Annotated in this window: 16 protein-coding genes; 13 read left to right on the plus strand and 3 right to left on the minus strand. The window is 72.0% G+C overall.

All coding sequences use genetic code 11. From position 1 onward, the window contains the following. Positions 1-133: 133 nt before the first annotated feature. The 3 genes from RIN80_RS22925 to RIN80_RS22935 form a co-directional block, all read right to left on the minus strand. The gene (locus RIN80_RS22925; protein WP_309097528.1) at positions 134-1,072 is read right to left on the minus strand and encodes a hypothetical protein; all 939 of its coding nucleotides are present in this window, start codon (positions 1,070-1,072) and stop codon (positions 134-136) included. Positions 1,073-1,140: 68 nt separating this feature from the next. Continuing rightward, the gene (locus RIN80_RS22930; RefSeq protein WP_309097529.1) at positions 1,141-1,344 is read right to left on the minus strand and encodes a hypothetical protein; all 204 of its coding nucleotides are present in this window, start codon (positions 1,342-1,344) and stop codon (positions 1,141-1,143) included. Between the two features lie 428 nt (positions 1,345-1,772). Beyond that, a complete protein-coding gene (locus RIN80_RS22935) occupies positions 1,773-2,489 on the minus strand; it encodes a GntR family transcriptional regulator (protein ID WP_309097530.1) in 717 nt (238 codons plus the stop codon). A 405-nt stretch (positions 2,490-2,894) separates the two neighbouring features. On the opposite strand from RIN80_RS22935, the gene RIN80_RS22940 reads away from it, so the two are divergent. The 13 genes from RIN80_RS22940 to RIN80_RS23000 form a co-directional block, all read left to right on the plus strand. Then, the gene (locus tag RIN80_RS22940) at positions 2,895-3,209 is read left to right on the plus strand and encodes a sigma factor (protein ID WP_309097531.1); all 315 of its coding nucleotides are present in this window, start codon (positions 2,895-2,897) and stop codon (positions 3,207-3,209) included. Continuing rightward, positions 3,206-3,355 carry a hypothetical protein gene (locus RIN80_RS22945; protein WP_309097532.1) on the plus strand — a complete coding sequence of 50 codons (150 nt, stop codon included), beginning with the start codon at positions 3,206-3,208 and terminating at the stop codon, positions 3,353-3,355. Before RIN80_RS22940 ends, RIN80_RS22945 begins: the two co-directional genes overlap by 4 nt. Continuing rightward, complete coding sequence (locus tag RIN80_RS22950) at positions 3,352-3,603, plus strand: hypothetical protein (RefSeq protein ID WP_309097533.1); 252 nt, start codon at positions 3,352-3,354, stop codon at positions 3,601-3,603. Before RIN80_RS22945 ends, RIN80_RS22950 begins: the two co-directional genes overlap by 4 nt. Next, positions 3,600-3,770, plus strand: coding sequence for a hypothetical protein (locus RIN80_RS22955; protein WP_309097534.1), 171 nt, complete (start codon positions 3,600-3,602; stop codon positions 3,768-3,770). Before RIN80_RS22950 ends, RIN80_RS22955 begins: the two co-directional genes overlap by 4 nt. A gap of 331 nt (positions 3,771-4,101) precedes the next feature. After that, positions 4,102-4,344: a hypothetical protein gene (locus RIN80_RS22960; protein WP_309097535.1), complete on the plus strand. Its 243-nt coding sequence runs from the start codon at positions 4,102-4,104 to the stop codon at positions 4,342-4,344. After that, on the plus strand, positions 4,344-4,622 hold the full coding sequence (locus tag RIN80_RS22965; RefSeq protein WP_309097536.1) for a hypothetical protein: 279 nt from the start codon (positions 4,344-4,346) through the stop codon (positions 4,620-4,622). The genes RIN80_RS22960 and RIN80_RS22965 overlap by 1 nt, the downstream gene beginning before the upstream one ends. Then, entirely contained in the window at positions 4,619-5,281 is a 663-nt protein-coding gene (locus RIN80_RS22970) for a hypothetical protein (protein ID WP_309097537.1), read from the plus strand. The genes RIN80_RS22965 and RIN80_RS22970 overlap by 4 nt, the downstream gene beginning before the upstream one ends. A gap of 3 nt (positions 5,282-5,284) precedes the next feature. Continuing rightward, positions 5,285-7,471: an FtsK/SpoIIIE domain-containing protein gene (locus RIN80_RS22975; RefSeq protein WP_309097538.1), complete on the plus strand. Its 2,187-nt coding sequence runs from the start codon at positions 5,285-5,287 to the stop codon at positions 7,469-7,471. Between the two features lie 185 nt (positions 7,472-7,656). Next, positions 7,657-8,160, plus strand: a complete 504-nt coding sequence (locus RIN80_RS22980) for a hypothetical protein (protein WP_309097539.1) — start codon at positions 7,657-7,659, stop codon at positions 8,158-8,160. Next, the gene (locus RIN80_RS22985) at positions 8,157-8,519 is read left to right on the plus strand and encodes a ParB N-terminal domain-containing protein (protein WP_309097540.1); all 363 of its coding nucleotides are present in this window, start codon (positions 8,157-8,159) and stop codon (positions 8,517-8,519) included. Before RIN80_RS22980 ends, RIN80_RS22985 begins: the two co-directional genes overlap by 4 nt. A 448-nt stretch (positions 8,520-8,967) precedes the next feature. Then, the gene (locus tag RIN80_RS22990) at positions 8,968-10,695 is read left to right on the plus strand and encodes a DUF2637 domain-containing protein (protein WP_309097541.1); all 1,728 of its coding nucleotides are present in this window, start codon (positions 8,968-8,970) and stop codon (positions 10,693-10,695) included. A 1,148-nt stretch (positions 10,696-11,843) separates the two neighbouring features. Next, on the plus strand, positions 11,844-12,056 hold the full coding sequence (locus tag RIN80_RS22995; RefSeq protein WP_309097542.1) for a hypothetical protein: 213 nt from the start codon (positions 11,844-11,846) through the stop codon (positions 12,054-12,056). A 487-nt stretch (positions 12,057-12,543) separates the two neighbouring features. Beyond that, a partial coding sequence (locus RIN80_RS23000; RefSeq protein WP_309097543.1) for a hypothetical protein occupies positions 12,544-12,951 on the plus strand: 408 nt, incomplete at its 3' end.

Below are 12,951 nucleotides of genomic sequence, written 5' to 3' on the forward strand. Positions count from 1 at the left end.
TCGGGGAACTGCTCCGGCGTCAGCGCGCTGATCAGATCCGGCGCCAGGTCCTTGGCCTCCGCGTGCAACAGCGTGCCCAGCACCGCCTCGGCGGCCTCCCGCAGCTCCGCCTCACGCTGCTCGTCCACGCCGATCACAGGCCCGACCCCTGCGCCAAAATCGCCCGCGCCGCCGCCGACAGTCCCTCACCAGGACCGCGCGGCCGCACCCCACGACCGCCGGCTGCCGCCATGACAGGCCGGACCGACTCCATGTGCCGCACCAACGACACCCATGTCGGGTGGTCCGCCATCACCGACACCTCACGCTCCAGGCGCTCCACCGACTGGCCTTCCGCCAGCAGTGCGTCCGCTTCCCGTGCCAACGCACCCACCCGGTCCGGCGACGTGAACACACCCCGCGCCTGCCGCTCCGCAGCCCACCGCCGTGCGATCCGGTCCCCCGGACGGTCCCCCGGCTCCGGCTGCTCACCCCGAGGCTCAGGCACCGCTCCCTCCAGCGAAGCCGCTTCTCTCTCTCCCGGACGGTCACGCAAGTCACGCGCGCCAGAGAGAGAGTCTTCTTCCTCACCAGTCTTGATCTTTTTAGCCGCCGAGCGACCGACGGTCGGTCGACCGACGGTCGGTTTCCCGTTGGTCGGTCCCACCTGCGGTTTTTTGGTATCGGCACTGTTCGCACCGACCGACGGCTTTCCCGCGGTCGGTCGTGAAGACGCCTTGCGCGGGTCCAGGTGCGCGGGCTCGACCCGGACGGCCTTCACATTGCCTGCGCTGTAGGTGTCCTCCAGCATCGCGGCCACGTCGTCCTGGGTGAACGGGATGGAGTCGACGGTGAACGTCGTGTACCAGGAGCCACCGCGCTTGGTCTCCGTCCTGCCGTCCTCCAACTCCACGTCCTCGGACTTCTCGCGCTGGATCTTGAACTTCACGACGAACGCGCCCTCCACCAGAGTCCGCATCGCCTTCGTGAGCGTCTCGCGGCCCTCATCGTGGGTCTTGCACAGGGCTTCCACGGTGACGTCATCACCGTCCTTGGCCCGGATCAGTGTGGCCAGCAGACCCTTCGCGGTCATCGACCGCAGCGTGTCCACCGCTCCGTTGTCCAGTGCGACGAATCGAGGCGGCCTGCTTACGCGCTTCCTCATCGGGCCACCTCCGCCAGGTAGCCGTGTGCCTCCAGCTCGTCCAGCCCAGCTTGAGCCGTCGCCACCTCGTCGGTGCCGGCCGCCAGAGTCGCCGCGGTGAACGTCTCGCCCACTGGCACAGTCGTGATCCGCGCGAACACCCCGCGCGCTGTCAGCGACACCCGCTCGTCACCGAACAACGGGTGCTCCTGGACGATCACCCGCCAGTGCCGAGGGTCACCCGTCCTGATCCACGTGCGCTGTGGCCTGCTGGCTCGGTCATCTCGTACGCTCAAGGGGAGCGCACCTCCACTCGATCTCGTGTGCTTCACCGTCGCTCCCGGCGGCAACCGGTCGACGGACGTACAGGCCCCGCCTCGGCGGGGCCTTTGCGTTGCCATGCTGCCGTACTGCGTTGATGGCGAGTGCTCGGTTTACGGCGCGGAGCTCTAGGGGGGGGCTTCTGGTAAAGGCGTGGTCCGGACGGATCACCACTCCGAGAATGTTGTGACCAGATGCCTGCGCAAAACCCTCTTTTAAGGCTCCGCTTCGACTCGTAGCGCTTGCCCGCTGGCCTTTCAGAGAACGCCAGTGCAACGGAGTGAGGAGAACTTCATCCCGTGCAGTAGAAGAAAGCCGGGGGAATTCTCTACTCGGACATTGGAACGCGCGAGCCCGGAGCATAAACGTCTTCCCAATACCCGAGAGCGTTTTCGTCGTCGTGGAAGGTGACCGTGACCACCATTACGGGCACGGCAGCATGAGGGGGCGCGTCAATCTCAAGCGCATCCAATTCGTCCTGTGACGCGTGGCGGACGTGTCCAGCGCGCTGCCCCTTTGTCACTTCGCGGCCGGTCCGCTCGGTGTACAGCGCGTCGAACTGCCGGATCATACGTTCGTCCTCCGCCAGCTCGGGCACCGCGTTCACGGTGTGGGGCGGGTAGACGGAGACTCCGATCGAGGTGGGCCGGCCGTCCTGCCGGAAAACCCGGATGCGGATGACGGCCTCGTCGCCGGGCTCAAGGTCGAGCGCCTTGCATACATCGGCGTCATGGACCGACCGCCTCATGACACGGTGGCCGGAGGAGGTCTCTCCGGGTGCGTACCGGCGACCGTTCCGGGACATCCGGTCCAGCCTGTCTGTCCCCGTGATGACGAGCGGGGACTTGGCCACCACGGTCCCCAGTGAACCTCGCGAGGTGACCAGGCCCTCGCTCTTCAAGACTCCCAGCGCACGGCTCACGGTCTTCGCCGCCACGTCGAACTGGTTCCTGATCTCGGCTACGGAGGGGAGAGCGTCGCCAGGGGCGAGCTCCCCGCTCTTGATGCGTGCGCGGAAATGGTTCGCCACGTCGGCGTACCCCATCCCCGCTGACCTGTATGGCACGGCTACTCCTGGTTCGTCCTGTAGGCGGTACTCCCCTGAAGGTACATCAATGACGCGCCAAGGTACAACGATTGACGCTTGCGGTGTCTATATGTACCTTCGTTCTCGTCGCTAGGTACACCGAGTACCTAGCGATGGATCGCGTCGTACCTTCAGCGGTCCGTCAACGTGACGCGGCCCCGGTGCTCCAACACCGAGGCCGCTGTCGGAACCCCCTGGATGAGAGGGAGATCCAACGTGTCGATCGTGGCAGATCAGAGGCCGTTAGCGCAGGTGGCCCCCCGCGCTGATGAGCATGGCAAGACGAAGGAGCCGCTGCCGCAGCGTCCGCGTGGTCCGCACCCGTACCGGGTGGTGGGTGGCGCGTCGCGTCCGGAGGACGTCGTGGCGCGGGAGCTGCTGGCGGGCTGGTTCGCGGAGTACGCGCCGATGGTCGAGGGCGTCGTCGCCCGGACGGTGCGCCTCGGGGACGTCGACCTGGTCGAGGACCTCGCGCAGGACGTGTGGGTGGAGGCGTGGCAGTACCTGCTGCGTGGCAACGAGGTGGCGCGGCCGGCGGGGCTGCTGGCCCAGAAGGCGCGGCGCCGGGTGGCGCGGCACTACGCGTCGGCGCGGGTGCGGCGCGAGCTGCTGACCGACTACGAGGACGACTCCTCCGCGGTGGCGCGGCTGGCGTCGTGGATCGGAGCGGCGGCATGAGCAGCAGCATTCCCGCGTCCGAGCCCGCCGCCAACTACCACATCCAGCAGGCCCAGCAGGCCGCTGCGGCTGCCGAGGCCGCTCGCCAGCAGGCCGCCGCCCTTCGGGCCCAGCAGCAGGCGCAGCAGGCTGGGGATGCCCGATGACGGGCGACGAGATGCAGGCGCAGATCGGGCCGCGCCAGCCGGGCGCGATCTACACCAACAGCGACGGGGCGTTCGAGGTGCTGGCCCTGGTCACGGACCCGGCCGAGGCGGCGCGGCTGCTCAAGCGCCGTGCGGCGCGGTTCGCGGTGATCGTGAAGGACGTGCTGCGTGCGGACGGCCAGCCGTTCGCGGTCGGCTCGGTGTGGACCGACTCGGACCGCCTGGTGAGGGCGGGAGGTGCCCGGTGATCTGGCGGACCGGACGACTGGTGTGCCTGGCGCTGATCGGTGCCGAGTTCTGGGCGCTGCTGGTCGGCGAACGGCAGCTGCTGAACCTGTTCGCCGTCCTTGCCCTGGGCGTGCTCGCCGTGGCGTGGGTGCTGACCCCGAAAGAGACCGAGGAGGGCGACCGGTGAGCCCGCGCCGTGTGAAGCCGCGTCCGGTCCCGACCACGATCACTGACCCGACGGCCGGCCAGATGGGACTGTTCGGCCCCGCCGACCCGTGGCAGCCCAGCATGTGCAACTGCTGGCCGCGGGTGCTGCGCGGCTGCCGGCACTGCAAGGTCTGCGACTCGTGCCAGGACTGCGGACGGTGCGCCGGCCGCGGATGCGAGTGCGAGTGCCAGGGCTGACGGCCCTGCGTCATCACCAGCCCCGACTCGGGCTGGCGGTGGCGCAGGGACCGGACAGCCCGGCCCCGGGGCCCGGCCACCGACCGGGCCCCCCAACCCCGAAGGGCACACGCATGGCCGACAACACCGCATCCCGCGTCACTCGCGAACAGATCCTCCAGGAGGCCGTGGAGGCCGCGGCCCAGGCGAAGAAGCTGGCCATCGAGGCCGAGCGCTATGCCCACAGCTTCGACCACCACCCGAAGGTGGCGCGGTACGCGGCGGCCGGCGCCACGTGGGCAGAAACCGCCCGCTCCTGGGCCGCCATCGCCGCCGCCCTGCCCGCCACCGACGACGCCGACGGCGAGGTGGGCTGATGTACGGCCAGACCCGTATCTCGCTGCTGGACCGTGCGGCCGCCGCGCTCGAGCGCGGCGCGCAGATCGCGCGGCTGGCGTTGCGCCTCGCCACCCGGACCCGCTTAGGGCCGACCGACCTGTACGCCGCCGTCGCCACCGCCCGGTTTCTGGCGGCGCACGAGCTGATCGAGCGGGCCGAGGCGGCCTGCGACCCCGATGACCCTGACCTGGACCTGGTGCAGGTCCGCCAGCCGCTGTGGTTCGGCGGCGCGACGATCGTGGAGGACGACCAGTGAGCAGCACTCCGTACAACTGGCAGGACGACCCGGCGTTCGCGCCGCCGCGCCCGACCGCGCCGCCCCGCCTCACGCAGCCGCCCCGCCAGCCGAACGGGTCGGGCCGTGCCGCCCGCGCGGCCGGTGCGGCGGGCGCGGCGGCCGGCGGGTTCGTCGGCGGGCTCGGCTCGTCGTTCGTGCCGCCGGTGAACGTCAACGTCAACGGCCGTGGGAACGGCGGCGGTGGCGGCAACGGCGGCGGTGGCGCGGCTGGTGCGGCCGCCGGCGGCGGTAGTGACCGCCACCAGGGCGACCGGCTGATCTACATGGTGGAGCGGATCGAGATCCGCTCGGACAAGGACATCCTGGCGCTGGCCAAGACCATCAACCACCTCGGGCGGGAGCTGCACCTGATCCTCGGCATGCGCGCCGAGGAGATCAACGGCGTCCTGTCCCAGTACAAGGGCCAGTGGTTCACGTTCGGCGCCGCGTCCCGGGTCAAGGCCCGCCTGGTCTCCGCACACCTGAAGGTCAGCGCGGAGGCGGCGAAGGCGCTCGGGGTCGGCGCGCTGAAGATGGCGTGGGCGTTTGACCGGCACTTCGTCAAGCCGGAGCAGGAGGCCAAGCAGCGCCGCAACGGCAAGCAGACCCGTCCGACGTTCACGATCGGGGAGGGCTGACCGATGGCACTGCGCAAGAAGACCGTCGCCGCCGCCGCTGCGGTGAACAGCACGGAGATCGTGCCGGTGGGCCGGGGCGGGTTCCTCGGGCACATCGTCGGCCACCTGGCGGGCAAGGCGCTGCCCTACGTCTCGCCGTGGGCGGCGACCGCGACCCTGCCGCCGCTGGCCGGGTGGGCGACCAACACCATGTGGGGCGGCGAGCCGCTGTCGGCGGGGCTGGCGTCGGCCGCGCTGGCGGTCGGCGGGGCCGGCCTGTCGGCGGTCGCGTGGAAGACCACCCCGGCCACCACCAAGTTCGGCAAGTTCCGGCGGGCGCAGGCCACCGCCTCGGTGGCGGCCGGGATGGGCTGGCTGACCTGCGCCACGGCCGCCGGCCCCTTCGGGTCGCCGGTGCTGGACGCCTGGCTGATCGGCGGCGGCCTGATGGCCGCGTCCTGGAACGTGCGCCAGCTGCTGCGCAACGGCGCCTCCGGCGACGTCGAGGAGACGAACGGCGGCGGCCTGGCCGCGCTCGCCGAGGCGATCGGCTGGGAGAAGGTCAAGGTCAAGGACGCCAAGGGCACCGGCAAGGGCACGGTCAAGGCCGCCGTGCAGGTCGAAGCCGGCGGCTCCGTGCCCGCGATCCAGGCCACCACGGAGAAGGTGGCGGCGGCCCTCCAAGTGCCGCCGTCCGGCGTGGTGGTCACCCCGGACCCGGAGAACGCGGCACGCGGCACGATCTCGCTGCGGGTGGCCGACCTGCTCAAGGACGGCGTGCCGTTCGCCCCGCCCGCGCTGCTGGGCCTGCTGCCCACCGAGCTGATCCCGGTCGGCCTGTACGCCGACGGCGAGGTGTGGGCGATCAACCCGTTCGCCGCCGCGATCCTCCAGCACCTGCTGGTGATGGGCGTGACCGGCGCGGGCAAGTCGGAGTTCTGCCGCACCGTCCTCGCCCACCTGATGTGCCGCCGGAAGCTGTCAGTCTTCCTGGTCGACGTGGCCAAGGGCCGCCAGACGGTCGGACACATCAAGGACGGGCTGGACTGGTTCGTCACCGACCCCAAGGAGGCCAAGCGGCTGATCCGGTCGCTGCCCGCCGCCATCAAGGCGCGCGGCGACGTCCTCGCCGACGAGGGCCTGGACCAGTGGACGCCCGCCTCGTCGCTGAACGCGGTCGTGGTCTGGTTGGAGGAGGCCGCCGACCTCGCCGACTTCGAGGAGCTGGAGAAGATCGCCCGCGCCGCGCGGTCGGTCGGGATCTGGCTGGTGATCAGCCTCCAGCGCGCCACCTGGACCAATGTCTCCACCGACGTACGCGCCAACCTTCAGGCAACCGCGTGCTTCGGCGTGGACGACCCGGGCGACGCCTCGTTCTGCCTCCCGGACTCCGTCACCGGCTCCGGCGCGATCCCCTCGTGGGGCTCCGACCGGCCCGGCTACGCCTTCTCCACCGGCATGGGCATCCCGCAGGAGCGGTGGACCACGGAGGTGCGCTCCTGCCTGACCCACCGCGAGACGCTGACCGCCCTTGTGACGGCCGGCGCCCTGGTTCGGGATCCGCTGGATGAGGCGACCGCCGCCGCGCTGGGCCAGGCCTACGCGCAGCGCTCGCACCACGGCACCAACCGCACGACGCCCGGTATCGAGGAGCCGGCGCGGCAGGCGCTCGCGCTGCTGGCCTCCGCCGGACACGGCGTCTACGTCGCCGGGGCTCCGGCCCCGGCCGTGTCCGCTCCGGCTGCCCTGTCCCCGGTTCCGGGTGCCGTCACTGACCGCTCCGCCTACGTCCTGGAGGACGACGCCGACATGACCGAGTACGAGGAGGCCGCCGCCGTGGAGTTCCAGGAGGCCCGCGCCGAGATCCTCGGCGCCATCCCCGGCGACCCCGAGCCGGACGCCGACTACGCCCACCTCCGCCTGGAGGACGACGTGCCGGACGCCGACCCCGACTCGGAGATGGCGTTCGGGGAGCAGGACCGCCCGTCGACCGAGGAGGCCCGGCACATCCTCTGCGTGGAGCTGGACGGCTGGGTGCAGCAGGGCCGCCTGGAGTTCGAGCCCGCCGACTTGATCCCCGCGACCGTGGCCGCCGGCCGCAAGCGCCCGTGGCTCCAGGGCGAGCTGAAGCGGCTCGTCGAGACGGGCGTCATCCGCCGGGACGGGCACGGCGAGTACACGATCCTCCACTCCCCTCTCCAGCCCGCCTAGCCGTCACCGTATGTGACGGCCTGACAGTCACGGTCGGGCCTGACGTTCGACAGTCAGGCCCGCCGGGGGCCTATAGAGAAGTCACGGAACAGTGCACGTGACAGCCCTGACAACGGCCTCTGACTGTCAGAAACGACCCTCCCTGACACCCGCCTGACAGTTACGCAATGTGAGGAGCACGTGCCGTGTCCCACCCCCTCGACCCCCGCCCTTACAGCCCGGCCGCGCCCCTTCCCGAGCCGTACGAGGCGCCCCTCCAGGCGCCGCTGAGCGGCCCGGTGGAGCTGTACGGCGAGCGCCGCAGCCCCGAGCCGGTGGTGTATGTGCCGGACGCCTACGGCCGCATGGTGCCCGTCTTGCGCTCGCAGGCCGACGCCCTCCTGGCGGCCGTGCCCGCCACGCCGCCCCGGGACCTGTCCCCGCAGCCGCTCATCGACTCCCGCGCGCAGCTCGTCCTCGCCGGAGGCGTGGGCACCGGCGCGGCGGCGGCCGGCGTCGGCTGGGGGCTGGGCCAGTTCCTGGCCCCGCTCGCCGCCGTCACCACCAGCGGCGCGGTGTGGGTGCTGGCCCTGCTCCTCCTGGCCGGGGCCGGCGCACGCCGTGGCGGCGGCGACACCTACGTCACGCACAACCACAACCACGCGAAGTGGTGGGGCCGGGCGTCCTCGACGACGAAGAACGGCAGGTGACCGCCACGATGGGCCGCTACCTGGGCACGCTGCCGACCACGCTCCTCAGCGACGACGCGATCCGCCCGACCGAGTACATGTGGTGGGAGGACGCGCACCGCAGGTTCGAGCGCCGCGACAAGGACGCGCAGATCGTGGCCGGACTGCTGGAGTCGATCCCCCGTCAGGGCCTGCGCGTCCCGCTCATCCTGGGGGTCTCGGACCGGTGGGGCGACGTGTATGTCGCCGACGGCCACCACCGCGCCGTCGCGCTGCGCACGCTGCGGGCCCCGCGGTTCCCGTTCCACTGGTACTGGATCAAGAGCTTCGGCGTCCGGATCGAGGACCGGCCCTTCCCCTACTACCTGCTCGACCGATGAGGCCGGGCCGGGAGTTCGGCGCTCCCGGCCCGGCCGGCCAGACCGCGGCAGCAACAGCGGTCCCGATCACGACACCGGAGGAGACGCTCCCGTGACGCAGCACGCAACCTACCCGCAGTCCCGCTCCCACACCCCCGACGACCCGCCCGCCCACGACCGCCCCCGAGACGCTCCGGGCGCACCGGGCACGGCTCCGGGAACGCGCCGTGCCGCTCCGGATGCGCGGGTCGGTGCTCCGGCTCCGGTGGCCGGGGTGCAGACTGCCGGGATGCACAAGGCGCTGACGGAAGAGCACAGTCGGCCGGGCGGGGTGTCCACGGCCGGGGCCGCTCCGGCTGCGGCCGGGGCCATTCCGGCGGCCACCCCGGCCGCTCCGGGAGCATCGGAGACGGCTCCGGCCGTGCGGGGACTGGGTGGCCCGAGGCGGCCCGGGGAGGGCCGGGGAGGGGTGTCCACGGCCGGGGCCGCCACCGGTGCGGCCGGGGCCGTTCCGCCGGCCGGGGAGGCCACCTCGGACGGCTGGGAGACGACGCCGGCCGGGGGTGGCCGGGGGCCTGGCCGCCTGGGGAAGTGGCCCGGCCGGCTCCTGGCCGCCGTGATCGCGCTCGGCATGCTGGTCGTGGCCGGGGTCGGCTTCGCCTCCTCGTACGACACGCTGCGCCAGGCCGCCGAGGCCAAGGGCTTCTCGCACTCCCTGTCGTACTGGGTGCCGATCGGCATCGACGGCGCGATCCTCGCTTTCCTCGCGCTGGACCTGTACCTGACGCACCGCCGCATCCCCAAGCCGCTGCTGCGGTTCGCCGCACACGCCATGACGCTGGCCACCGTGGTGCTCAACTCCACCAGCGGCGGCAAGAGCGGCGTGAGCCTGGCAGAGGACCCCGTACGGGCCCTGTGGCACGGCCTGATGCCGATTCTGTTCGTCGTCGGCGTGGAGGCCCTGCGCCACCTCGTCCTGCACGCCGCGCAGATCGAGGACGGCACGGCCACCGAGCGGATCCCGCTGCACCGCTGGGCGCTGGCCCCGTCCTCGACCATGCGCCTGTACCGGCGGATGCGGCTGGCGAACGTCCGCTCCTACGGCGAGATGGTCAAGCGGGAGCAGGACCTGGAGGGCTACCGCGTGTGGCTCAAGCAGGAGCTGGGCGGCGACCTGTCCAAGGCGACCGACGTGCAGCTCCTGCCCATGACGATGGCCCCGAAGGGCTTCACCGTGGAGCAGGCGCTCGCGCTGCCGGCGCAGTGGGAGGCCGAGGCGGCCGAGCGGGCCCGCGCCGAGGAGGAGCGCCAGGCGCTGGCCGAGGCGGAGGCCGCCGAGCGGGCGGCGGAACTGGAGATCAAGAAGCTGGAGACGGCCGGACGTGTAGAGGCCGCACGGCACCGCGTCACAGCCGAGACCGGAACGGCCGCGGCCGAAGCGGACGCGACGACGGAGCGAGCGCGGGCAGAGGCGGAGCGCGCCCGCGTGGAGGCGGAGCGGGTGCGCCGGGTGGCGGAACTGACCGCCGACATCGAGGCCGAGGCGTGGCAGAAGGCGGAGACCGCGTCCGCCCTCCGCAAGGCCAAGGAGGACGAGCTGGCGGCGGCCAAGGCCGCAGCCGACGCGGAGGCGGAGCGCCGCCGCCAGCGGGCGGAGCGCCGGGCGGCGGACCTGGAGGAGGAGGCGCTGGAGACGGAGCGCGCCGCCGAGGCCCGGCGCAACGCGGCGGAGGCCACCCGCAGGGCCAAGGAGGACGAGCTGGCGGCGGCGAAGGCCGAGGCCGACGCGAAGGCCGAGCGCGCCCGGGCGGCGGAGGCCGAGATGGAGGAGGAGCGGCAGAAGGCGGTGAAGGCGCAGGCGATCCTGGACGCCCAGCAGGCCGAAGCCGACGCGGAGGTGCAGCGGGCGCGGGCGGCCGAGGCCCGGCGGCAGATCGCGGTCCTGGAGGCCGAGGCCGCCACGGCCGACGACTACGCCGACCTCACCCCGCGCCAGCGCAAGGCCCGCAAGGTGGCCCGCATGATCCTGGCCGCCGGAGGCAACGCCGCCCACGTCGACGTCGTCGCCCTGACGGACATTGAGGCCGCGGTGGGCGTCGGCCGGACCGTGGCCAGCGACATCCGCAAGGAGGCGCAGGAGCTGCTGGCTGGCGGCTACGACCCCGCCACCGCCTACACCCCGCACAACGACCGCTGACGAGACGATGACACCGCCCTGCGGGCGGCACCCCCACCGTGGGGGCGCCGCCCGCAGTCATGTCCGCTTACCGAAAGCCCCAGTGCCCCGCTGCCACCGCCGCGTCCAGCGCGAGCTGCATCACGGCATCGGACGCTGCCAGAGGATCGCTCCGGCAGCCGATCGATCCGAAGAAGGAGATTCCGCTTAGCGCGTCGGGGCATGAGATGTCTAGACCTATCAGACGTGCTTGCCCGCCGTGTACGCGAATCTGGATGTGATGCAGAACACCATTTCCTCAAGCGGACAAAAGGAGCAAAACGTAACTTAACCTTGCCTGCGCGTCGTTCACGCAGGCCCGCTCCCACTCACGCGGACCCTGCAACGGCAGGACCCCTTCCTACGCGATCAAGAGGCTACGGGCCTCCGCTGCCGAGCCTCTGCCCCCTCCGGTTGAGGCGAACCCCATCCCGGCTCCGACCGCACGCAGGCAAGCACCCCCCCGCATACAGGTGGGCGCTGAACGCTGTCGGCCCTGGCATCAGGCTTCGTCCCGAGGAGAACTTCTCTTCCCGCCCCGCCCACCCCCGCTCTGACCTGAATCGCATCAAATAGAAGATTCACCCGGCCCCTTGGTCGCCCGTAGACGACCCAGGATTCGGGAGAGGGTTGAGCGGCGCTGCCGCTCTTACTGACGCTGGTCGGGTTTTCGTATGCCTGGGTGTCGATTGCGGCGGGGACGGGCTGTTGGGCCGACGGGTGGGGCCGGTGGCGTCGGGGCCGGGCGACGGGGCGTCGGGTCCGGACGGGTCCGGACGACGGGGCGTCGGGGACAGACGGGGACAGCGTCGGGGACAGACGGGGACAGCGTCGGGGACAGACGACAGGCCGTCGGGTCCGGATGGATCCGGATCCGGTGTCCCGGACGATCCGGCGTCCGGACACAATCCGGATCCGGTGTCCCGGCCGGAACGAGTGTCCCGGTCAGATCCGGATCCGGTGTCCCGGCCGGAACGAGTGTCCCGGCCTACTGGTGCCGTCGGGACGGCACCGTTCCGTCCGGGAGACAGGGTGAGACCGCGGTGAGAGACCGCGAGGGCGAGGGTGAGAGACCGCGAGGGCGAGGGTGAGAGACCGCGAGGGCGAGGGTGAGAGACCGCGAGGGCGAGGTGAGAGACCGCGAGGGCGCGCCGCTCTGTGGCGCGCTCCAGGCCGCGCCGCTCCAGGCCGCGCCGCTCCAGGCCGCGCCGCTCCAGGGCGCGCCGCTCTGTGGCGCGCTCCAGGCCGCGCCGCTCCAGGCCGCGCCGCTCCAGGCCGCGCCGCTCCAGGGCGCGCCGCTCTGTGGCGCGCTCCAGGCCGCGCCGCTCCAGGGCGCGCGCTAGGAAATGGAGCGTGGAGCGCGCGGTCTTCACGGTCTCGACCGACTGTGGTGAACACGCAGTGTGAGCGCCTTCATGAGCCGGCGTTCACGGTCCAGCCCGTGAACCAGCGCGTGAACCGGTCTCCGTGAACAGCGTTCCAGCACGCGTTGGCACCCGTTCCCAACGGGAGCAGGAAAGCCGTTCCCAACGCGGGGCAGGACCCTTCTACCAATGCGAGTAGCAAGGTGTTTCCCAACACGTGCGGGTACCCGTTCCCGCGCAGGTGGGATCCCATCTGCCCACGCGGTAAAACCCCGTTCCCCGCACGGACGGGAGTCCTCCTACCAACGCAGGTAGGAACGCCTTGCCAACGCCCCAGGACCCGTTCCCAACGCGTGCTGGAACGCTGTTCACGGAGACCGGTTCACGCGCTGGTTCACGGGCTGGACCGTGAACGCCGGCTCATGAAGGCGCTCACACTGCGTGTTCACCACAGTCGGTCGAGACCGTGAAGACCGCGCGCTCCACGTTCCATTTCCTAGCGCGCGCCCTGGAGCGGCGCGCCCTGGAGCGGCGCGCCCTGGAGCGCGCCACAGAGCGGCGCGCCACAGAGCGGCGCGCCCTGGAGCGGCGCGGCCTGGAGCGCGCCACAGAGCGGCGCGCCACAGAGCGGCGCGCCCTGGAGCGGCGCGGCCTGGAGCGCGCCACAGAGCGGCGCGCCCTGGAGCGGCGCGGCCTGGAGCGGCGCGGCCTGGAGCGGCGCGGCCTGGAGCGCGCCACAGAGCGGCGCGCCCTCGCGGTCTCTCACCCTCGCCCTCGCGGTCTCTCACCCTCGCCCTCGCGGTCTCTCACCCTCGCCCTCGCGGTCTCTCACCGCGGTCTCACCCTGTCTCCCGGACGGAACGGTGCCGTCCCG

It is taken from the genome of Streptomyces sp., from assembly GCF_031181705.1.
GTDB lineage: Bacteria > Actinomycetota > Actinomycetes > Streptomycetales > Streptomycetaceae > Streptomyces.